The organism is Mariluticola halotolerans (genome assembly GCF_021611515.1).
GTDB classification, from domain to species: domain Bacteria; phylum Pseudomonadota; class Alphaproteobacteria; order Rhizobiales; family Devosiaceae; genus Mariluticola; species Mariluticola halotolerans.
This window is the reverse complement of record NZ_CP090960.1, coordinates 1,734,811-1,754,729: the sequence shown is the minus strand read 5'-3', so window position 1 is coordinate 1,754,729 and position 19,919 is coordinate 1,734,811. Positions and strand designations below refer to the sequence as shown.

The window sequence follows — 19,919 nt, the reverse complement described above, 5'->3', positions numbered from 1 at the left end:
GTGATCCTGGTTTTAGGCCTTGCGCAACCGGGCCCGTGCCGCCACCTCGATTGCAGCCGTGGTCAACCGGTCCAGCTTCAGCCTGTCACGGATCATTTCCAGCCAGCGCAATTCTTCCTGCCCCAGATCGAGATCAACTGCCGCCACTTCCACCGCCAGCGCATAGGCCGTGTCGTGCAGCCGCTCGGGCAGGGCATCCAGCACTTCGTCCAGAATCTGCTCAAGGTCATCAACCCGGCTCATGGCCTCGACGCATTGGCCGGCGATTTCGGAAAGTTGCAGCCGGTCATAGCCCTCGAACACGGGCAGGCGTTCCACCAGTCCGGCAATCCGGTCCAGTTCCGGGGCAGTCATGTCTGTGTCAGCGGCGGAGGTGACCACCATGAGATAGACCAGGGCATCTTGCGGCGACAGGGACATGACATTCTCCGAAATATTATCTTTTGGAAGTAATAAGGTGCGCCTTACCTAGGCACCATGATGGCGCATGACAAGGTTGCGGTCGAGATTGAAAATGTTGACGCAGACCGCTCTCGGATGCGACACCAGCCAGGCCCGCTGGATGGGCTGCAAGCAAAGAGATGTAAAAGTGCCGTCAAACACGCTCCCCGACCTCGATCCTGCCGCCTTCGACGCGGCCCAAACCGCACGCGCCTGGCCCTTTGAAGAGGCCCGGAAAATTGTGGCCCGGATCGAGAAAACCGGCGAGAAAAGCGTATTGTTTGAAACCGGCTATGGCCCCTCCGGCCTGCCGCATATCGGCACGTTCGGTGAAGTGGCGCGCACAACCATGGTGCGCACGGCCTTCCGCCTGCTCACCCGCGATGAAATCCCGACCCGTCTGGTGTGTTTTTCCGACGATATGGACGGCTTGCGCAAAGTGCCAACCAATGTGCCCAATCAGGAAATGATGGCCGAATATATCGGCAAGCCGCTGAGCCGCATTCCCGACCCGTTCTCTGACGAACATCCCTCATTTGGCGCGGCCAACAACGCGCGCCTGATGGCATTTCTCGATCAGTACGGCTTCGAATATGAATTCGTCAGCGCCACCGATTATTACACCTCCGGTGTGTTCGACAAGGCATTGCTGCGCATGCTCGAAGTCTATGACGAGATCATGGACATCATCCTGCCAACTCTTGGGGCAGAGCGCCGCGCCACCTATTCACCCTTCCTGCCGGTCAGCCCGCGCACCGGTGTCGTGCTGCAGGTGCCCATGATTGCCCGCAATGTGGAAAAGGGCACCGTCACCTATGTCGATCCCGATACAGGTGAAGAGGTCGAAACCACGGTCACAGGCGGCGCGGTCAAGTGTCAGTGGAAAGCTGATTGGGCCTTGCGCTGGTTCGCCCTTGGTGTCGATTACGAAATGTCCGGCAAGGACCTGATCGATTCCGTACGTCTCTCCAGCCGCATCGTCAAGGCGCTCGGCGGCACGCCGCCCGAAGGGTTCAATTACGAATTGTTCCTCGACGACAAGGGCCAGAAGATTTCAAAATCCAAGGGCAATGGCCTGACCATCGAGGATTGGCTCAACTATGCCACGCCCGAAAGCCTGGCGCTGTTCATGTTCCAGAAACCCCGGGCGGCCAAGCGGCTGTTCTTTGATGTGATCCCGCGCGCCGTCGATGAATATTACACTTTTGTCGAGGCGTTTGGCCGGCAGACAGTGGCGGAACGGCTGGAAAACCCAGCCTTTCACATTCATTCAGGCAATCCCGGTACACCGGACGTGCCCGTCACTTTCGGGCTGCTGCTCAATCTCGTCTCCGCCGCCAATGCGGAAGATGCGAGCGTGCTTTGGGGCTTTATCTCCAATTATGTGCCCGGCGCCTCGCCGGAAACCCATGCCGAGCTGGACCGGCTGGTCGGCTTTGCCATTCGCTATTTCCACGATTTCGTCAAACCATCAAAAGTCTTCCGCGCGCCAAACGAACAGGAGCGCCAGGCCTTTGAAGCGCTTGATGCAGGCCTTGCGGAATTCTCCGGCTCAACCGATGCCGAAGCCATTCAGAACCTTGTTTATGAAGTGGGCAAGGCCGCAGGCTTCGAGCCGCTGCGCGACTGGTTCAAGGCCCTCTATCAGGTATTGCTGGGGCAGGATCAGGGGCCGCGCTTCGGCTCCTTCACGGCGCTTTACGGTGTCGATCAGACCCGCGCCCTGATCAAAAAGGGGCTGGCCGGCGAATTGGTCAGCTAAAGCATCGTGCAGAAAACTGGGTGCCGGCTTTCCGCGCCCACCGATGCGGCCGGAAAGGCCTAAAGCTTTTCAATAATTTCCGCGATGTCGTCAAACCGGGCGGCTTCGCGGAAACGCGGCGCATCAACTGGCGCATCCGCATGCTCCACCGCCCAGACGTGTTCATGCGGCACAAAAATGCCCCAGCCACCGGCCTCGATCGCCGGCACCACATCTGATTTCAGCGAGTTCCCCACCATCACCGACTGGTCGGGACCCTCGCCATGCTGGCTGAAAATCCGCTCATAGGTGCCCCGGTTCTTGTCGCTGACGATCTCGACCGCCTTGAACATCTCGCCAAGGCCCGATTGTGCCAGCTTCCGTTCCTGATCAAACAGATCACCCTTGGTGATCAGCACCAGCTTGTAGGCACTAGCGAGTTTCTCCACCGTGTCTTCAACCCCGGGCAATGTCTCAACCGGATGCGCCAGCAGGTCGCGCCCCGCATCAAGGATTTCCTGAATGACAGAGGCCGGCACCCGGCCCGCGGTAATTTCCAGCGCCGTTTCAATCATCGACAGGGTGAAACCCTTGATGCCGAAGCCGTAAATGGCAAGATTGCGCTTTTCCGCCTCCAGCAAACGCGCGCTGGCATGCGTGCTCTCGGCATGGTCGGCCAGCAATTCCAGAAACCGTTTCTGGGTCAGCTGAAAGAAATATTCATTGTGCCAGAGCGTGTCATCGGCATCGAGACCGATCAGACTGATCTGAGATTTGCTCATTGGCTGGCCCAGACAATCCGGGCGATCCAGTCGATTTCCGCGCTGCTGAGCACACGCGGTTTGTGTTCTGGATTGAGCGAATGCAGTTCCACGGTTTTTTCTGTCTGCCGGTGCAAAACCTTGGCCATCACTTCGCCTTCGCGCGTGCGCACCACCACCCGGTCCCCCCGGCGCAATTGCTGGCTGGGCGAGACAATAATGATATCGCCATCCCGATAGAGCGGCAGCATGGAATCGCCAGAAACCTCCAGCGCATAGGTGCCCCCCTCAGAGACCGTGGGTAACCGCACCTCGTCCCAACCCTGACCGGCCGGAAAACCACCGGAATCAAAGAACCCGCCGGAACCGGCCTGGGCAAAACCGAGCAGGGGAACCGTTGAATTCTGTGCCGAGGCGGTTTGCACATAAGCACCACCCTCAAGCAGGAAGCTGTCAAATCCCTCGCCCGTCGCCTCAAGCACTTTGGCAAGGCTTTCGGTCGAGGGCCAGCGTTCGCGCCCGTCCTTGCTGACCCGCTTGGATTTGTTGAATGCGGTGGAATCAAGCCCGGCCAGCCGCGCCAGCCCGGAAGGCGTCAGGCCGCGGCGTTTGGCGAGATTATCAATCGATTCCCATATGGCGGCGTGTGACAACATCGGGGTGGCTTTAAGAGTTATACGAGTGGAGAAGGACAAGTGTCCTTAATGCGGATCATTGTCCTATTATTGGCATTGGTGCATATATATGTAAAGTCCCGCAATGCTTGCTGCCCACAGTCCCTTTGCCTATGGTCGCGGCCAGATCAGACCCGTTCCCGAACCAGCGTCAGAGCCCGTGCCCGAACATATTTACAAAATCACCACCAGCGCCCTGTGGGCCGAGGCGCAAGCCACCGGCACCCTTGCGGGCATGCCCATAGACCAGGCCGACGGCTATATGCATTTCTCCACAGCCGATCAGTTATCCGAGACCCTCAGCCTGCACTTCAAGGGTCAGGATCAACTCGTGCTGCTCAAGGTGCCGGCGGCCACCGTCGGGCCGGAACTGAAATGGGAACTCTCGCGTGGCGGGGCACTGTTCCCGCATCTTTACGCGCCACTGTCCACAAGCCAGGTCGCCGAGGCGTCCGCGATCTCGGTCAACGCCGATGGCACCATCAACAATTTGCCGGACCTCAGCTGATGTTCTCCTCCCTGTCACCGCTTCTTCGTTCTGGCCTGATGCAGGGCATCACCCGTGACGCCCTTCTGAAAATGGATCCCGAGATCGCCCACCGCGCCACCATTTCGGCGCTGAAGCTGGGTCTCGTGCCAGCCCAGGCAGACTCGGACCCGGCCGAGCTCAGTCTCAACCTTTGCGGGCTCGACCTCAAAAACCCGGTCGGCATGGCTGCCGGGTTCGACAAGAATGCGGAAGTCCCCGAAGCGCTGGGTCGCATCGGTTTTGGTTTTGCCGAAGTGGGCACGCTCACCCCGCGTCCGCAAACGGGCAATCCCAAACCCCGCCTGTTCCGCGTCAGCGAAGCCGGGGGGGTAATCAATCGCATGGGGTTCAACAATGAGGGACATGACGCCGCCTTCCAGCGTCTGGCCGACCGGCGCGTTTCCACCATTCTCGGGGTCAATGTGGGGGCCAACAAGGACAGCACCGATTTCGTGGCTGACTATGTGGCCGGGGTTAAACGTTTCGCCACCAAGGCAGATTATCTGACGGTCAATATTTCCTCGCCGAACACGCCGGGCCTGCGCGATCTGCAGTCTCACGATGCCTTGCGCAAACTGCTCGGCGCGGTGCTCGAGGAACGGGCCGCCGCCAGCATACGCGTGCCCGTATTCCTCAAAATCGCCCCCGATCTCAATGAAACGGAAATGGACGAGATTGCCGGCGTCATCCAGGCGACCAATCTCGATGGGTTGATTGTCTCAAACACCACCATTGGCCGGGATACCGTTGCAGGCCTGCCCTATGCGGAAGAAACCGGCGGATTGTCGGGCAAGCCATTATTCAATCTGGCCACCCAAAAACTGGCACAAATGCGTTTGCGTCTGGGCGAACTCCCCATCATTGGTGTGGGCGGTGTGCATTCCGCAGAAAGCGCCGTGGCCAAATTCGCCGCTGGGGCCAATGCCATCCAGCTCTATTCCGCTTTGGTGTTCGAGGGCATGGAACTGCTCGGCGATATCAAGACCGGTCTCACCAAAGCCATTCGCGCCGGCGGGCACACCTCGGTCGCCGGTCTAACCGGCACGGCAGTTACGGACTGGGCCAGCGGCAAGGCCGGGATTTAGCGCGCGCTCAATCGCAGCACAGGGACCCGCCAGCCCCTCCTCATCCTTAGCTGTCGCTCCTCATCCTGAGCCTGTCGAAGGATGGGCGGCGCAGGCCAGCCAGATCACCCGCCGAACAGCGTTGGCATTTTCCATTTGACGGCGAACCAGAAGATCACGCCACGGGCGATAAAGAAAATGTTCATGGCCAGCCAAAGGCCGTTCAGCCCGTAAAGCGGATAAAGAATATTGGCCGCCGCCAGAAAGATCAAAAACGCGGCAACCATGCCGTTGCGAATGATCGTGTTCAGCGTTGCGCCCTGCATAACCCCGTCCATCACAAACGCACCAACCCCGGTCAGCGCCATGAAAGAGGCGATGAACAAGTGATCATAGGCGACCTGGCGCACATCGGGTGCCGTGGTCATCAGGTTGATAAACAGCGGCCCGAAACTGATGAGAATGAGAAACAGCCCCAGCCCGATCAGAAATCCCCACCCCATCGACAGCTTGATGGCGCGATCGAACGCGGGGCGGTAATTGGCCCCCACCGCCTTGCCGCATAATTGTTCCGCCGCCTGCGCCTGCCCGTCGAGAAAAAACGCCGTGACCATCTGGAAATTGAGAATGATTGCATTGGCTGCCAAAACCACTGCACTTTCGCGCGCGGTCTGGGCCGTGAAAAACGCAAACGCGCCCATCAGTGCGGCCGAGCGGATCATCAGGTCGCGGCTAAGTGCAAACAGCCGTTTCAGCCCGCGTAATTCAAGCAGCCGGTCACGCGGCAAGGTCTTAAGGATCGGGTGGATACCGCCGAAATGCCGGACCACCAGAAAAAGGCCGGTCGCCGCCGCCATCAATTCGCCGAGCACCGTGCCAAATGCCACCCCGGCCACGCCCCAGCCAAATCCGTAAACGAACAGGATCGAGAAAACGATATTGCCGCCCGATACCAGAAATTGCAGCGCCATGCCGGTCGTCGCCTCGGCCCGCCCGTAAAACCAGCCGAGCAGCGCAAAATTGATCAAAACCAGAGGGGCCGACCACATGCGCACCTGCATATAGGTTTCAAATGCGACCATCACGGATGGCCCCGCACCCAGCAGCCACGCGCTCAGCCAGATCAGCGGCATCGTCAAAATCAGCAGCGCCAGCCCGATTACCAGCGCAATCAGGATGGCGCGCCCGAAATGTATCAGCCCTTCATCCGCATCCCGTGCGCCAACCGATTGGGCCACCAGCCCGGCCGTGCCCAGCCTGAGAAAGAACACCATCGAGAAAATGAAATTGAAGGCCAGCGTGCCCAGCACCAGCCCCCCAAGCAGGGTCGCATCTCCCAGCCTGCCGATCACGGTAAGGTCCACCAGCCCCGCCAGCGGTTCAGTGATAAAGGCAAAGGTCGCTGGCAGGGCGATGCGCCACACATCGCGATGCCGCACCGTGAACGGGTACGACGGCTTGGACATTATGGGTGCCTATTTCCGCAGAATTTTGGGAACGGCCGGCACCTGGCTGACCGGCATGATCTCGATCGAGTTGATATTGATATGGTCCGGCTGGGTCGCCAGAAACCAGACCGTATTGGCAATGTCTTCCGGCAATATCGGCTCGGCACCTTCATAAAAGGTTTCATTCAGCTTGGCGTCACCCGTGCGCACAGCGGTGAATTCAGACTTGGCCATGCCCGGCTCCAGGCTGGTTACCCGAATGCCGGTGCCTTCAAGGTCGCAGCGCATTTCATAGGAGAACTGGCGCACAAAGGCTTTTGACGCGCCATAGACATTGCCACCCGGATAGGCAAAACGCCCCGCAATCGAGCCTACATTGATAATCGACGCGCCCGGTCCGGTTGCCTTCAACAGCGGGATCATTTCCTGGCTGGTGTGGATGAGGCCCATAATATTGGTCTCCACCATCACCCGCCAGTCATCAACCTTGATATCGGGCATCGGCTTGGTGCCCAGTGCCAGGCCGCCATTATTGAACAGGCATGTCACGGGTTTGAATGCATCAGGCAACCCTTTAATGGCGGCAATGATGCTGTCACGATCCGTCAAATCCATCGCGGCAATATGCACCATGCCCGCAGGCAGTTCGTCGCGCAGCGCTTCGAGGCGTTCCACGCGCCTGCCGGTTGCAATCACCTGCCAGCCATTATGGGCAAACAGGCGGGCAGTGGCCGCGCCAAAGCCGGATGTGGCACCGGTGATGAAAATGGTTTTCTTGTGCATGACAACCTCGCATTAACGACCCAAGGGAGGTGCCATGATTGGCCAGCGCTGGCAAGTGCGAACGGCACGTACCGCGCCTGTGGCGCCAGCCGGCACAGGAGATAGGTGAAAAAGCCAAAGTACCCCGCGAAATAAACTGGCTTGCCCCGTGGGAAATATAAATACAATATTTATACGAATTTTCTAAGTTACTTGCATATTTTGAATAATCCACGCCCCCTTATTTCGGGGAAATTTATGACATGAGTAGACGCTGGGGGAGGTGCTCTTGCTCATTTTATGCGATAATGACAAACCCCGGAAACTCCCGCATTACGTAGGCGGTGATCCGGTTTTAATTGCCCAGATATGGGATGACGTCTTTCCAGACGCTGACATTGTGGTCATGGATATCGATTTTCTCGATCTCAAGACCGTCAGCAGGACCCGTGAATTTCTGGGCAAAGGCAAAAAGCCGGCTTTGCTCGCCGCTGTCGCCGACCCGGCTAATCACCGCGCCCGCACCCAGGCCTGGGCATTGGGTGCCACACGGCTATTGCCGGCACCGCTCAGCACGCCTGGCCTGACGCAATTGATCCGCAGTGCTGCTGCCAATAACCCCGCCATGATTCAGTGCCAGACCTCTGTCATGTATGCCGCCGGTGCGCTGGAGCTGGCTTTTTCCGCGCTGCATTCCCATAGCCTGCTCGATATTGGCCAGATTGACAAATCAGGTGGGGAAATCAGCAATGCGATTGCCAGAAGCAGTCTCGAGAGCTGGCTGGGCACCGTGCGGGCCTATCACGAGGGCACCTTCCAGCACTGCCTGATCGTCACCGGCCTTGCAACGGCATTCGGCTATCACACAGGCATGGCCCGGGCAGACATTACCACCCTTGCCACGGCGGCATTGCTGCATGATATCGGCAAGATCGAAATTCCCGCCACCATCCTCGACAAGCCCGATAAGTTGAGCGAGGCCGAATTGGCGCTGGTGCGCAGCCACCCCGCTATTGGCCATGAGTACTTGTCTACCCAGAAAGGCGTCGCCCCGGAAATCCTCGCAGCGGTCCGCCACCACCACGAATATCTCGACGGCTCTGGCTATCCTGACGGGCTGAAGGGTTCTGAAATTGGTGATGTCACCCGCATTCTCACCGTCTGCGACATCTATGGCGCCCTGGTGGAAACCCGGCCCTATAAACTTGCCGCCGCCCCGCATGAGGCGATCGACATTCTCTCTGGCATGGCTGACGAAGGCAAGGTGGAGCGTGTGCTGGTCAATGTTCTCGCCGAAGCGGTTAACACCCACGCCGCGTAAAAATCCGCCTCAGCTCTCTGTCAGCAGGTCGATCACCACGTCAGCGCGATCGCGCGAACTGGCCACCAGATCGTAATTGGCCAGATCCACATTATCGACATGGGCAATATTGCGTTCCTCGGTGAAAAGGTCATGTTCCCGGTGACGTTTGAGCAGGCGCGCACGCACCTTATCGCGCGGCACGGAGATATAAATCGCCACATCCAGCAAATCGCGGATTTCGTGCCAGGGTGTTTTGGAGAGCAACAGATAATTCCCCTCAACCACCAGAATGGGCACATTGCCCGCAATGGTGAAAGCGTTCTCGACCACGTCCTCAATCTTGCGGGAATAGGAAGGCACCTGGCAGGGCTGCCGGCTTTGCTTGAGGTTCTTCAAAAAGCTGATGAAAGCACGCGGATCGAACGTCTCCGGCGACCCTTTCACCGCGTCCAGTTCCATCTCCACCAGCTTGTCATGCTTCATATGAAAGCCATCCATCGGCACCCGGGCGGCGCTGCCATCAATCAGGTCATTGAGCTGGCCGATAACAGCCGCCGCGATGGTTGATTTACCCGAACCGGGACCACCGGCAATACCCACCACAACCCGGCGCTGCTGGGTCGCCGCCACCGAAATGGCACGTTTGGTAATTTCAATGGCCGCATCTTCTGGCGTCAGACGCAGTTTTTCCGGCGGGTTGGATGGTTCAGTCGTGCTATCGGTCATAGCATCCCTTGGGTTGCGACTCTGGGGGAAACCAAGGTTAGACTATGCCGGATTTGCCCGCGCATAAAGATGACAAATTGATGAAGGCATCCGGTTGAAACTTTCGCCCCCGATCACCGACTGGTTTGCGGCTCGCCAATGGGTGCCGAGGCCGCATCAGCTGGCTGTGCTGAATGCCCATGAGCAAGGTCAATCCGCGCTGCTGATCGCCCCCACCGGTGCGGGTAAAACGCTGGCGGGGTTCCTGCCCACCCTCAATGATTTGATCAATGCCCCCCGGGAGGGGTTGCACACGCTCTATATTTCGCCCCTCAAGGCGCTGGCGGTGGACGTGGCGCGCAACCTGACCACGCCCATTGCCGAGATGGGCCTGAACATCCGGGTGGAAACCCGCACCGGCGACACCCCCCAGCACAAGCGTCAGCGCCAGAGATATGATCCCCCGCATATCCTGTTGACCACGCCTGAACAGATCGCGCTCCTGCTCAGCCATGGCGATAGCGCCAAACTGTTCGGCTCGGTGCAGCGCATCGTGCTTGATGAGCTGCATGCCATGGTCACCTCCAAGCGCGGCGAATTGCTGTCACTGGCCATTGCCCGGCTGGGCATGCTTGCCTCTGACGTCAAGATTACCGCCCTCAGCGCCACCGTGGCTCAGCCCGAAATGCTGCGCGACTGGATCGCCGCCCCGGTCGCCCCGCGCCCCACAGCGCTGCTGACTGCCGAAGGCGGGGCTCATCCGGAACTCTCGATACTGGCCAGCGAGGACCGGGTGCCCTGGGCCGGGCATTCGGCCAATTACGCCCATAAGGATCTCTATGAGATCATCAAGCAAAACGGCACCGTGCTGCTGTTCGTCAACACCCGCTCGCAAGCGGAAATGCTGTTTCAGGGCCTCTGGTCGATCAATGACGACAATCTGCCGATTGCGCTCCATCACGGCTCACTCAATGTCGAACAGCGCCGCAAGGTGGAAACGGCGATGGTCGCCGGAAACCTCCGCGCCGTGGTCTGCACCTCCACCCTCGATCTCGGCATCGATTGGGGCGATGTCGATCTGGTCGTCCAGATTGGCGCGCCCAAAGGCTCCTCGCGCATGCTGCAACGCATTGGCCGCGCCAATCACCGGCTCGATGAACCCTCGCGCGCGCTGTTCGTCCCCGCCAACCGCTTTGAGGTGCTTGAATGCGAAGCGGCCCTGGAAGCCGTCAATGAAGGGGCACAGGACAGCGAGGACCCGGTCGCCGGTGGTCTCGATGTCCTGGCACAGCATATTCTCGGCCTCGCCTGCGCCGCACCGATTGATGCGGACGCAACCTTTGTCGAAATCACCCGCGCCTGGCCCTATCGCGATCTGCCCCGTTCCCAGTTCGACCGGGTGCTCGAATTCGTCGCCACCGGCGGCTATGCCCTCAAGGCCTATGAACGCTATGCCCGCCTGCGCCAGACCGGCGAGGGCAAATGGCGCATCGCCAATCCGCAAGTGGCCCAGCAATATCGGCTCAATGTCGGCACCATTATCGAGGAACCAATGGTGCGCGTGCGCCTCGTGCGTGGCCGCGGCCACAAACAGGGCGCAACCACCGGCCCGATTGGCCGGGGCGGGCGCGTGCTCGGCGAGATGGAGGAATATTTCTTCTCCCAGCTTCTGCCCGGCGACACGTTTTTGTTCGGCGGCGAGATCGTCGCCTTTGAGGCCATGCGCGAAAACGAGGCCTATGTCTCGCGCAGCTTTTCCCCCAATCCGAAAATCCCCTCCTATATGGGTGGCAAGTTTCCGCTCTCCACCTATCTGGCCGAACGGGTCCGCGCCATGTTGGCCAGTCCCGATAGCTGGGGCGTGCTGCCGCCACAGGTGCGCGACTGGCTGAGCCTGCAACGCGACGTTTCCGTTTTGCCCGGCACCGACAACCTTCTGGTTGAAACCTTTCCGCGCGCCGATAAATCCTATCTGGTCTGTTATCCCTTCGAGGGCCGTCTGGCGCATCAGACCATGGGCATGCTGCTGACCCGCCGGCTCGAGCGCATGCGGGCGCGCCCTCTTGGGTTTGTCGCGAGCGAATATGCGCTGGCCATCTGGGGGCTGGGTGATCTGACCGCGATGATCCGCACCGGGCGGCTGTCGCTGGATGAATTGTTTTCCGAAGATATGCTCGGCGATGATCTGGAAGCCTGGCTCGATGAATCCAGCCTGATGAAACGCACCTTTCGTAATTGCGCTATCATTTCAGGACTGATCGAACGCCGTCATCCCGGCAAGGAAAAAACCGGCCGCCAGATCACCATGAATTCCGACCTGATCTATGACGTGCTCTACCAGCACGAGCCCGACCATATCCTCATTCAGGCGACGCGGCGCGATGCGGCGCGCGGCCTTTTGGATATCGAACGGCTCGGCCAGTGCCTCGCGCGGGCGCGTCAGCACATCGTCCATAAACCGCTCGACCGAATCTCTCCACTTGCGGTACCGGTAATGCTTGAGATTGGCCGCGAACCGATTTTCGGCGAGGGCCGCGAAAGCGCAATGGCGGAAGCCGCGGATGAATTGATCAAGGAGGCGATGGGCGGGTGACGGTAACCCTGACAGTCAGAGCCATGGCGGATGCGGAATACGCCATCTGGGGTGGCATGCGCACAAAGTTGTGGCCCGATTGCTCCGAGGCTGAAAATCAGGCCGATCTTGCCGCCTTCAAATCCGGGCAGGGTGCCCTGAAAATCGTGCTGCTGGCTCTAGCTGGTGACGAACCTGTCGGCTTTGCTGAAATTGGCGAGCGCAGCGTGGTCGATAGCTGCGGCAATGATCCCGCGGCCTATATCGAGGGCTGGTATGTGGAGCCCGAATTCCGCGCCCGTGGCGTGGGTGGCGCGCTCGTGGCCGCCGCCGCCGATTGGGCGCGCGCAAACGGCTATTCCTATCTTGGCTCCGATGTTGAAGTGGACAATGTCGTCAGCCAACACGCCCACAAGGCCCTCGGCTTTATCGAAAGTGGCCGGGTGGTCAATTACCGCATGCGGCTGAAATGATGACCCATGCCGCCACACGCCAGAAAGACGAGGAGGAGGCGACGGCGATGATCCGCTTCCGGGGCGAACTGTTCGAACCGCTACCCTCGGGCGCGCTGTTCTGGCGGGCGGAAAACGCGCTGCTGGTCGCCGATCTGCATCTGGAGAAAATGTCGTCCTTCGCCCGCACCGGCCAATTGCTGCCGCCTTATGATACGGGCCTGACGCTCAGCCGTCTCGAAGCCGATCTGATGCACACCCGCGCCAGCCGTCTGATCGCGCTGGGTGACAGCTTTCACCGTGACGAAGGCACCAGCACCATTCTGCCCCATGACCGGGCGCGGCTGGATCGCCTGCTGGGGATGACGGACTGGCTCTGGCTTTCAGGTAATCACGATCCCGCGCCGCACGCCCTTGGCGGCGATTGCCGGCAAAACATTATCCTCCGCGACATCACCCTTAGCCACGAACCGGATAAAACCAGTACAGGCCTCATGGCCGGGCACCTGCACCCCGCAGCCCGGATCGCCCTTAATGGACGCGCCACGCGGCGGCCCTGTTTCGTCGCCGATGAGCGCCTGATGATCCTGCCTGCCTATGGCAGTTCCACCGGCAATCTCAACATCCTCTCCCCGGCCTTTCATGGCCTGTTCCGCATGAGCCAGTTGCAGGTCGTCATGCTCGGCCGCGACCGCACCTATCCGGTCAATCCCCGGCGGCTGGTGGCGGGCTGAGATACGATGTGATTGGTCAGCCCTTCTGTTTTGTGCATTCAATAAGCGATTGCCAGACAGGAGATGCACAATGGAACTCGGTGGTTTTTCCCTCAGTCTTGCCGTCAAGGATATCGCCGCCTCGCGCGCCTTTTATGAAAAGCTCGGATTTGAGGTCTTTCACGATCAGCAACAGCATGGCTGGATGATCATGAAATCCCCCACCTGCGTCATTGGGCTGTTTCAGGGCATGTTCGAGGGCAATATCCTCACCTTCAACCCCGGCTGGGATTCAAACGGCCAGCCGGTCACCCCGTTCACCGATGTTAGGGAGATTCAAAAACGCCTGAAGGCCGATGGCATTGCGCTGTTGAATGAAGCCGACGAAGCCACAACCGGTCCCGCCAGCTGCATGCTCAAGGACCCGGATGGCAATACCATCCTGATCGACCAGCATGTTTAGGGTGAAAACCTAGTCCGATGCCCTGGGGCTGAGCGCCTTGGCGATCCCCATGACAATCAGTGCGATCACGGCCGGAATAATGGCCAGCAACCACGCGCCGCTGACCGCAATGGCCGCCGTCCCCGCCCACATGATCGAGGCAAAGGCTTCCGAAAGGGTGGCCACGCGGGAGGAGACCTGACGGCGCCGGAACATGGCGCGCTTGGCCTGCGAGCGGAACCAGAGCTGGATCAGTGTCGCCGATCCTGCCGACAGCAATGCGCCAAACCCGGTCACAAGGGCGGCCTGCCACGAGGAGAGTGCCATCAGCAACAACAAGGGCGTCAGCACCATGGCAATCGCCCCCAGCACAGCCTCAATCTTGGCGGCAAGAATAGTGCGCGGATTGACCGGCGCGGTGACCACCAGATCATGCGCATCCTCGCCCGAGATCGCCAGCCAGGCCAGCCCGCCGGCCAATTGGCCCGAGGCCATAACCAGCACAGGCACGACAACAATGAACATGCCCGCATCCTGCCCGTAATTCAGCCAGAGCAGCAGTGCGGGCGGCAACAGATAAAGAATTTGCATCAGCGTTTGCGACAGCAACCATGGGTCGCGTGCCAAAAGCTTCCACTCCTTGCGCCGCAAAACCTGTTTCTGGCTGATATGGCGAAACAACCGGCTTTTGCCCTGCGCCCTGAACCGTGTTTCGGGCACGCCCGCCGCCGCAACGGCATAGTGGCCAAAGCTGGCTGACGAGGCGGCAATGACCAGACCCAGCAAGCCAAATCCGGCAATCGCCAGCATGGCAAAGGCAAGCCCGTCCCCCATGGCCGCGCGGGCGGGCAACCAGAAGAGGCTGTCAGCAGCAGGCGCAGCGGCCAGCACCGCGTCCGATTGCAGAAATGAAAACCGCGCATATTGCCCAAAGGCCAGAATGGCGACCAGCTGAATGCCGATCAGAAACCCGGCGCCCACAATCGCGGCCAGAATCTGGGCGATAAAGCGGGTACGCTTCGGCCCGGTCAGACGAAAAAGTGCGATGGTAATTCCCACGGCAATCGCGGTGGCAATCGCTGCCAGAACCGCCATCACCCCATAGGCCAACAGCCAGACAGGGCTGTCATGATAGGCCAGAATATTGATGGCCGGCCCGGCCAAAAGGCAGGACAGCATCATGGTCGACCCGGCAATCGAAAGCGTGCGAATGGCAAACAGCCGCCGCGACGAGGCCGGGGAGGAAAGGATCAGATCGAGATCGGCGCGGGCATAATAGGCCCGTGTCACCGATTCCATGGCCTGCGACAGCATGACGGTGAAAAACAGGATCCCGGCACCGGTCAGCCAGACAAGACTTGTCTTGTCGGCCACAATGCCATTGGCAATGTGCGGACCCAGCAGGCTATAGGCGATCAGATGCGCTACGAGAGCAATGCTGGCAAACACCGCCACCGCCACATAGGTGCGCATGCGCTTGCCGCCGGTCATCAACGCTGTCCAGTCGCGCCAGGTCAGCGCGATCTCATGCCGGGCAAACCAGATCAGCGAACCGGGGGCAGGGGCGGCAATCATGCCACTTGTTCCTGATCGGCATCGGCCGCGACCAGATCAAGAAAGATGTCTTCAAGGCTGGTATCACCACGCCCGGCCTTCACGCGCAATTCCTCCAGCGTGCCTTCGGCAATCAGCCTGCCATGGGCGATAACCCCAATGCGCTCGGCCATCCGTTCGGCAACTTCAAGAATATGCGTCGTCATGATTACGGTCACGCCACTGGCAACCCGCGCCTTGAGCACATCCTTGACCTGCCGGGCCGAGCCGGCATCAAGCCCGGTCAGGGGCTCATCGAGAATAATCAATTGCGGCTCATGCACCAGTGCGCCAGCCAGCGCCACCTTTTGCAGCATGCCCTTGGAAAAGCCGCCACAGCGCTCATGCGCATGCGGGGCAAGGCCCAGCCAGCCGAGCAGGTCTTCGGCCCGGCGCGCCGCCTCCTGGGCGTCCACCTGCCAAAGCCCGGCAATAAATTCGAGATATTCAAGCGGCGTCAGCCGGTCATAAACCATCGGCTCGTCCGAGACCCAGGCCACAACCCGCTTCGCCGCCACCGGATCACGCGCCGCATCAATGCCAAGAATATTGATCTGGCCTTCATCCGGCTGCAACAGCCCCGCGACCATGCGCAAAATCGTGGTCTTGCCCGCGCCATTCGGCCCCAAAAGACCATAGAATTCGCCCCGGCGAACTGTCAGGTTCAACCCGTTGACCGCCGGGCGGTCAAAGCTTTTACAAAGCCCTGAAATGTCGAGGGCAGGTGCTGTATCTTGCATGGTGCGCGCTCCAATCCCCCAATTCCATAAGGCAAAGGCGTTGCCGCAAGGTGAATCCGGCCAGCCGCATTCGCAAAACCCGGTTTACGGCTAATTGCCGCTGCACGATTGAAGGCGGGGCCGCCCTGTACTATGGATCAGCCGGATTTCAGGAAAGCGACGGGACGACAGGGTGAGCACAATCGAGGGACTTTACGGGACACCACCCACAGAACTGGCCGATTGGCCTGCGGACATCACCCAGTTCTCGCCCCTCATGCCCGGCGCTGAAGCACTGGAGACGGCCGCCCCGGCGAGCCTTGATCGCATGGTGATCCTTGCTCCGCCCGGCACGCTGGAACGCCGTTATGTCCTCGCCGCAGCGCTGCACCTGCTCAAGCCCGGTGGCCAGTTGATTGCCCTTGCGCCAAAGGACAAGGGCGGTGCCCGTATCGCCAAGGAACTGACAGCTTTCGGCTGTGATGTGGAGGCTGAAAGCCGCCGCCATCACCGCATCTGCACCACCACCCGGCCCGAGGCGGTCGAGGGGATTGAGACAACCCTCAACGAAGCGGGTCTGCAACAGGTGGATGGCGGTGCCATCTGGTCACAGCCGGGCGTGTTCAGCTGGGACCGGCTCGATCCGGGCAGCGCGCTTTTAATGGAAGCCCTGCCACCGCTTTCAGGGCGCGGGGCCGATCTCGGCTGTGGCATTGGTTTTCTCACCGCCGCCGTGCTGGCCTCGGATAAGGTCACGTCGGTCATCATGGTCGATACCGACCGGCGCGCCATTGAAGCGGCCAAACGCAACGTCACCGATACCCGCGCCAGCACTCTTTGGGCCGATGTGCGTCAGGCCGATATCGGCGAGCGGCTCGATTTTATCGTCATGAACCCGCCCTTCCATGATGGCGGTAATGAAGACCGGGTGCTCGGTCAGCATTTCATCGTCAAGGCCGCATCGGCCCTGCGCCCGCGTGGCGTGTGCTGGCTCGTTGCCAACCGGCATCTGCCCTATGAGGAAACCCTCAACCGGTTGTTCACCGAAAGCACTCTTGTCGCCGACCGCGATGGCTACAAAATCTACAGGGCCGAAAAATGAGCAAGCCCGCCATGATGCGGCTCGACCGCTTGCTGGCCAATATGGGCTATGGCTCGCGCAAGGATATCCAACAGCTCGCCCGCCTCGGCGCGGTGACGCTGGACGGGGTCGATATTAAGAAACCCGATGTGAAAGTCGCGGTCAGCCCCGACCTTTCCACCCGTTTGATGATTGATGGTGAACCCCTCGATCCCGTCCCGGGCATGGCACTAATGCTCAACAAGCCCCTCGGCGTCACCTGTTCGCACAAGGAAGCCGGGCCGCTGGTCTATGACCTGTTGCCCACCCGCTGGCGCGGGCGCAACCCCGCCATTTCCACCATCGGGCGGCTCGACAAGGAGACCTCGGGCCTCTTGCTGATGACCGATGATGGCGATCTGCTGCACCGGGTCATCGCCCCGCGCCATCACGTCGCCAAACGCTATCGCGTCACGCTCGAGCGTCCCCTGAACGGCAATGAGGGTGAAATCTTTGCCGCCGGCACCCTGCTGCTCGAGGGCGAGGAAAAGCCGCTACAGCCTGCAATTCTTGAAGTCCTGGGGGATAAAGAGGCCTTTTTGTCCGTCACCGAAGGCCGTTATCATCAGGTGCGCCGCATGTTCGCCTCTGTCGGCAATCACGTAACCGGCCTGCACCGCGACCGCATTGGTGGCCTCGATCTGCCGGAAGATCTGGCACCGGGTGATTACAGATTGCTGGATGAATTAGCGCTGGCCGCGATCTTTGCGCCTAGCTGACGGTAAACCGCGCCACCAGAATAGCGATCAATACCAGGCAGACCAAAAGCGTCATCAGCCGCCGCAGCCGCGAATAAAGTTGCGGCACACCCACCGACCAGATGTCCCATGCCCCCTGCAGCGCAAAGCCGATGATCAGAATGACAAGGGCCAGCGTATAGGGCATCAGCAGCATGAAGAACCCGGCAACAGAGCCGATGATCCCCATGACAAAGGTCAGGTCGGACCCCGCGCCGCCCTGCAGGCGCAAGCCCCAGCGCACCCCGCCCAGAAACGCCAGAATCAACACGCCATACCCAACGAGCGCCCGCTCAAACACCATCTGGTCAAGCAGCGGCAGGCCGGGAAACAGCGTCAGCAAAAGCCCGGCCACAAAAGGCAACAGCCCCGCCAGCGCCGTGAAGGTAATAATGCGGGACCAGAAAGCGGGAACGTTTGTCATGTCAGATCCTAACGCCGGAACACCACGCCGCCAAGCCAGCCGGTAAACACCGCCAGCAAGACGCAGGTTATGCCATAGGCCCATGGCGATTGCTGTGCCGCCATGCCCACAAAGCGCTCAAATCCGGTCTTGCGCACCGAAAAGGCCTCGGCCTTTTGCGCCACAATCACCCCGTCCTTGAACAAATAGGTATAGGCCAGGAAACTGCCATTCGGCACATTGGAGGGCAGGGACAGCCGGGCGGAATAAAGCGTGTCTGACTGAAACAACACCCCGCGTTCATCAAGGCCGAACAACCCTTTTTGCGTCATCAACCGCACCAGTTCCGTGCCGAATTTTTCGGGGTCGCCGCTGCCTTGCACCACGGCCAGTTGCGGCCGGGTCTCGGGCAGCAATCCTTCGCGGATCAGCGTTTCCTCATCGGTAATATCGTTCAGCTTGTCGCTGGAGAGCACCCAGAAATATGAAGGGAAATTGCGGAAAACCAGTTGGTCGGTATTCAGCCAGATACCCCATTCATGGGTCTTCTCGCGCGCCACCCGGTCAAAGGCGGGGCCGCGAATAACCATGATGATATCAAACGGCCCCTCAACATGCCGCTGCTCGGCCCCCACCTCTGGCTCCACATTGCCGAATAGCGTCAGTGTCTCGCCGGAAAAATTCGAGCTGATGGAAATCGTCTTGCCCGACATGGCGCCCACCAGCCGTTGGGCATGGGCCAGATCAGCCATCATCAACCCCAGGACAAGCAGAAAGGCCAGCCGCATCATGGCAAAAACTCTCCCGGCCCCAGAATGGCCATGCTGAACGGGTCAGCCGGGGTAAACAGCAATTGCGCGGCAAAGCGAATGGCAACGGTCAAAACCAGCAGCGCCAAAAGCGCCCGCAACTGGTCGCCGCGCAGATATTGCCCGGCAGAAGCTCCGAATTGCGCCCCGATCACCCCGCCCACCATCAAACAGGTGACCAGCAGAATATCGACACTCTGGCTGTTGACCGCATGCAATACGGTGGAAGCGGCCATGATTGCCAGCACCTGCACCAAAGAGGTGCCGATCACCACACTGCCCGGCACCCGCAAAATATAGATAAGCGCCGGCACGAGAATGAAACCGCCGCCAATCCCCAGCAATGCCCCGAGAAAACCGATCGCCGCGCCAATCACCAGCACCGGCAACACGCTGACATAAAGTTTCGAGCGCTTGAAACGGATGCGCAGCGGCAAGCCGTGCACCCAGTTATGCTGTCCCGGCAGCTTGTCGCGCACCACAATCCCGGCCCGCCGCCGCCAGAGCGAGCGCACCGATTCTGTCAGCATCAGCATGCCAACCGAACCGAGAAACACCAGATAGGAAAGGGAGATGACCAGATCGAGCTGGCCGGCAGCGCGCAAGGCACCGAAAGCAAACACGCCCCCCATGGCCCCCAGCACACCGGCAAGCACCAGATAAAGCGCGAGATGAAAATCGATGCTGGAACGCCGCCAATAGCTCAGCGCGCCCGATGTCGAGGCGGCAACAACCTGACCGGTCACCGAGGCGACGGCGACAGAAGGGGGGATGCCGGTAAAAATCAGCAAAGGCGTCAGCAGAAAACCGCCGCCCACGCCAAAAAGACCCGACAAAAATCCGACCGCCCCACCGATTCCAACAAGGAAGAAGAGGTTCACTGAGAGTTCAGCTATCGGCAGATAGATGTGCACGACCGGCAACCGCCTAA

Annotated in this window: 21 protein-coding genes; 10 read left to right on the top strand and 11 right to left on the bottom strand. The window is 60.0% G+C overall.

What is annotated here, in order from left to right:
• Window positions 1–12: 12 nt before the first annotated feature.
• Window positions 13–420, bottom strand: coding sequence for a tellurite resistance TerB family protein (locus L1P08_RS08380; protein ID WP_303616576.1), 408 nt, complete (start codon window positions 418–420; stop codon window positions 13–15).
• A gap of 142 nt (window positions 421–562) precedes the next feature.
• Here L1P08_RS08380 and L1P08_RS08375 point away from each other — a divergent pair, with 142 nt between their 5' ends.
• Window positions 563–2,203: a lysine--tRNA ligase gene (locus L1P08_RS08375; RefSeq protein WP_303619523.1), complete on the top strand. Its 1,641-nt coding sequence runs from the start codon at window positions 563–565 to the stop codon at window positions 2,201–2,203.
• A gap of 59 nt (window positions 2,204–2,262) precedes the next feature.
• On the opposite strand, the gene L1P08_RS08370 is transcribed toward L1P08_RS08375, so the two are convergent.
• Both L1P08_RS08370 and L1P08_RS08365 read right to left on the bottom strand, forming a co-directional pair.
• Window positions 2,263–2,964, bottom strand: a complete 702-nt coding sequence (locus tag L1P08_RS08370; RefSeq protein WP_303616575.1) for an HAD family hydrolase — start codon at window positions 2,962–2,964, stop codon at window positions 2,263–2,265.
• Window positions 2,961–3,599, bottom strand: coding sequence for a S24 family peptidase (locus tag L1P08_RS08365; protein WP_303616574.1), 639 nt, complete (start codon window positions 3,597–3,599; stop codon window positions 2,961–2,963). The genes L1P08_RS08370 and L1P08_RS08365 overlap by 4 nt, the downstream gene beginning before the upstream one ends.
• Window positions 3,600–3,702: 103 nt before the next feature.
• Between L1P08_RS08365 and L1P08_RS08360 the strand changes: the two genes are divergently transcribed.
• Together L1P08_RS08360 and L1P08_RS08355 are read left to right on the top strand one after the other, a co-directional pair.
• A complete protein-coding gene (locus L1P08_RS08360; RefSeq protein ID WP_303616573.1) occupies window positions 3,703–4,125 on the top strand; it encodes a DUF952 domain-containing protein in 423 nt (140 codons plus the stop codon).
• Window positions 4,125–5,231 (top strand): quinone-dependent dihydroorotate dehydrogenase, encoded by a 1,107-nt coding sequence (locus L1P08_RS08355; RefSeq protein ID WP_438268395.1) that lies wholly within the window; start codon window positions 4,125–4,127, stop codon window positions 5,229–5,231. The genes L1P08_RS08360 and L1P08_RS08355 overlap by 1 nt, the downstream gene beginning before the upstream one ends.
• 104 nt (window positions 5,232–5,335) lie before the next feature.
• On the opposite strand, the gene L1P08_RS08350 is transcribed toward L1P08_RS08355, so the two are convergent.
• Both L1P08_RS08350 and L1P08_RS08345 read right to left on the bottom strand, forming a co-directional pair.
• On the bottom strand, window positions 5,336–6,676 hold the full coding sequence (locus tag L1P08_RS08350; RefSeq protein ID WP_303616572.1) for an MATE family efflux transporter: 1,341 nt from the start codon (window positions 6,674–6,676) through the stop codon (window positions 5,336–5,338).
• 9 nt (window positions 6,677–6,685) lie between these two features.
• Complete coding sequence (locus L1P08_RS08345; protein ID WP_303616571.1) at window positions 6,686–7,441, bottom strand: SDR family NAD(P)-dependent oxidoreductase; 756 nt, start codon at window positions 7,439–7,441, stop codon at window positions 6,686–6,688.
• A 268-nt stretch (window positions 7,442–7,709) separates the two neighbouring features.
• On the opposite strand from L1P08_RS08345, the gene L1P08_RS08340 reads away from it, so the two are divergent.
• Window positions 7,710–8,741 (top strand): HD-GYP domain-containing protein, encoded by a 1,032-nt coding sequence (locus tag L1P08_RS08340; protein WP_303616570.1) that lies wholly within the window; start codon window positions 7,710–7,712, stop codon window positions 8,739–8,741.
• A gap of 9 nt (window positions 8,742–8,750) precedes the next feature.
• Here L1P08_RS08340 and L1P08_RS08335 read toward each other — a convergent pair whose 3' ends face one another.
• The gene (locus tag L1P08_RS08335) at window positions 8,751–9,449 is read right to left on the bottom strand and encodes a nucleoside/nucleotide kinase family protein (protein WP_303616569.1); all 699 of its coding nucleotides are present in this window, start codon (window positions 9,447–9,449) and stop codon (window positions 8,751–8,753) included.
• A 94-nt stretch (window positions 9,450–9,543) separates the two neighbouring features.
• On the opposite strand from L1P08_RS08335, the gene L1P08_RS08330 reads away from it, so the two are divergent.
• The 4 genes from L1P08_RS08330 to L1P08_RS08315 all read left to right on the top strand — a co-directional run bounded on the left by L1P08_RS08330 (window position 9,544) and on the right by L1P08_RS08315 (window position 13,628).
• Window positions 9,544–12,021 carry a ligase-associated DNA damage response DEXH box helicase gene (locus L1P08_RS08330; protein ID WP_303616568.1) on the top strand — a complete coding sequence of 826 codons (2,478 nt, stop codon included), beginning with the start codon at window positions 9,544–9,546 and terminating at the stop codon, window positions 12,019–12,021.
• Window positions 12,018–12,473, top strand: a complete 456-nt coding sequence (locus L1P08_RS08325; protein ID WP_303616567.1) for a GNAT family N-acetyltransferase — start codon at window positions 12,018–12,020, stop codon at window positions 12,471–12,473. Before L1P08_RS08330 ends, L1P08_RS08325 begins: the two co-directional genes overlap by 4 nt.
• The gene (gene pdeM / locus L1P08_RS08320) at window positions 12,470–13,186 is read left to right on the top strand and encodes a ligase-associated DNA damage response endonuclease PdeM (RefSeq protein ID WP_303616566.1); all 717 of its coding nucleotides are present in this window, start codon (window positions 12,470–12,472) and stop codon (window positions 13,184–13,186) included. Before L1P08_RS08325 ends, pdeM begins: the two co-directional genes overlap by 4 nt.
• Window positions 13,187–13,256: 70 nt before the next feature.
• Entirely contained in the window at window positions 13,257–13,628 is a 372-nt protein-coding gene (locus tag L1P08_RS08315; RefSeq protein ID WP_303616565.1) for a VOC family protein, read from the top strand.
• Between the two features lie 9 nt (window positions 13,629–13,637).
• On the opposite strand, the gene L1P08_RS08310 is transcribed toward L1P08_RS08315, so the two are convergent.
• Both L1P08_RS08310 and L1P08_RS08305 read right to left on the bottom strand, forming a co-directional pair.
• Window positions 13,638–15,182, bottom strand: a complete 1,545-nt coding sequence (locus L1P08_RS08310; protein WP_303616564.1) for a permease — start codon at window positions 15,180–15,182, stop codon at window positions 13,638–13,640.
• On the bottom strand, window positions 15,179–15,940 hold the full coding sequence (locus L1P08_RS08305; protein WP_303616563.1) for an ABC transporter ATP-binding protein: 762 nt from the start codon (window positions 15,938–15,940) through the stop codon (window positions 15,179–15,181). Before L1P08_RS08305 ends, L1P08_RS08310 begins: the two co-directional genes overlap by 4 nt.
• 172 nt (window positions 15,941–16,112) lie before the next feature.
• On the opposite strand from L1P08_RS08305, the gene L1P08_RS08300 reads away from it, so the two are divergent.
• Window positions 16,113–17,021 (top strand): class I SAM-dependent methyltransferase, encoded by a 909-nt coding sequence (locus L1P08_RS08300; protein ID WP_303616562.1) that lies wholly within the window; start codon window positions 16,113–16,115, stop codon window positions 17,019–17,021.
• Window positions 17,018–17,758: a pseudouridine synthase gene (locus tag L1P08_RS08295; RefSeq protein WP_303616561.1), complete on the top strand. Its 741-nt coding sequence runs from the start codon at window positions 17,018–17,020 to the stop codon at window positions 17,756–17,758. The genes L1P08_RS08300 and L1P08_RS08295 overlap by 4 nt, the downstream gene beginning before the upstream one ends.
• On the opposite strand, the gene L1P08_RS08290 is transcribed toward L1P08_RS08295, so the two are convergent.
• From L1P08_RS08290 to L1P08_RS08280, 3 genes are read right to left on the bottom strand one after another with little or no spacing between them, the layout of a single operon-like run.
• The gene (locus tag L1P08_RS08290) at window positions 17,751–18,200 is read right to left on the bottom strand and encodes a DUF3429 domain-containing protein (protein WP_303616560.1); all 450 of its coding nucleotides are present in this window, start codon (window positions 18,198–18,200) and stop codon (window positions 17,751–17,753) included. The genes L1P08_RS08295 and L1P08_RS08290 overlap by 8 nt on opposite strands.
• Before the next feature lie 8 nt (window positions 18,201–18,208).
• Window positions 18,209–18,970: a TIGR02186 family protein gene (locus L1P08_RS08285; RefSeq protein WP_303616559.1), complete on the bottom strand. Its 762-nt coding sequence runs from the start codon at window positions 18,968–18,970 to the stop codon at window positions 18,209–18,211.
• Window positions 18,967–19,902: a sulfite exporter TauE/SafE family protein gene (locus L1P08_RS08280; RefSeq protein ID WP_303616558.1), complete on the bottom strand. Its 936-nt coding sequence runs from the start codon at window positions 19,900–19,902 to the stop codon at window positions 18,967–18,969. The genes L1P08_RS08285 and L1P08_RS08280 overlap by 4 nt, the downstream gene beginning before the upstream one ends.
• Window positions 19,903–19,919 lie beyond the last annotated feature (17 nt).

Bases quoted from the DNA above. Each gene is read 5' to 3' on its own strand.
- L1P08_RS08380 (WP_303616576.1), bottom strand. From the start codon at position 420: ATGTCCCTGTCGCCGCAAGATGCCCTGGTCTATCTCATGGTGGTCACC.
- L1P08_RS08375 (WP_303619523.1), top strand. From the start codon at position 563: ATGGGCTGCAAGCAAAGAGATGTAAAAGTGCCGTCAAACACGCTCCCC.
- L1P08_RS08370 (WP_303616575.1), bottom strand. From the start codon at position 2,964: ATGAGCAAATCTCAGATCAGTCTGATCGGTCTCGATGCCGATGACACG.
- L1P08_RS08365 (WP_303616574.1), bottom strand. From the start codon at position 3,599: ATGTTGTCACACGCCGCCATATGGGAATCGATTGATAATCTCGCCAAA.
- L1P08_RS08360 (WP_303616573.1), top strand. From the start codon at position 3,703: ATGCTTGCTGCCCACAGTCCCTTTGCCTATGGTCGCGGCCAGATCAGA.
- L1P08_RS08355 (WP_438268395.1), top strand. From the start codon at position 4,125: ATGTTCTCCTCCCTGTCACCGCTTCTTCGTTCTGGCCTGATGCAGGGC.
- L1P08_RS08350 (WP_303616572.1), bottom strand. From the start codon at position 6,676: ATGTCCAAGCCGTCGTACCCGTTCACGGTGCGGCATCGCGATGTGTGG.
- L1P08_RS08345 (WP_303616571.1), bottom strand. From the start codon at position 7,441: ATGCACAAGAAAACCATTTTCATCACCGGTGCCACATCCGGCTTTGGC.
- L1P08_RS08335 (WP_303616569.1), bottom strand. From the start codon at position 9,449: ATGACCGATAGCACGACTGAACCATCCAACCCGCCGGAAAAACTGCGT.
- pdeM (WP_303616566.1), top strand. From the start codon at position 12,470: ATGATGACCCATGCCGCCACACGCCAGAAAGACGAGGAGGAGGCGACG.
- L1P08_RS08315 (WP_303616565.1), top strand. From the start codon at position 13,257: ATGGAACTCGGTGGTTTTTCCCTCAGTCTTGCCGTCAAGGATATCGCC.
- L1P08_RS08310 (WP_303616564.1), bottom strand. From the start codon at position 15,182: ATGATTGCCGCCCCTGCCCCCGGTTCGCTGATCTGGTTTGCCCGGCAT.
- L1P08_RS08305 (WP_303616563.1), bottom strand. From the start codon at position 15,940: ATGCAAGATACAGCACCTGCCCTCGACATTTCAGGGCTTTGTAAAAGC.
- L1P08_RS08295 (WP_303616561.1), top strand. From the start codon at position 17,018: ATGAGCAAGCCCGCCATGATGCGGCTCGACCGCTTGCTGGCCAATATG.
- L1P08_RS08290 (WP_303616560.1), bottom strand. From the start codon at position 18,200: ATGACAAACGTTCCCGCTTTCTGGTCCCGCATTATTACCTTCACGGCG.
- L1P08_RS08285 (WP_303616559.1), bottom strand. From the start codon at position 18,970: ATGATGCGGCTGGCCTTTCTGCTTGTCCTGGGGTTGATGATGGCTGAT.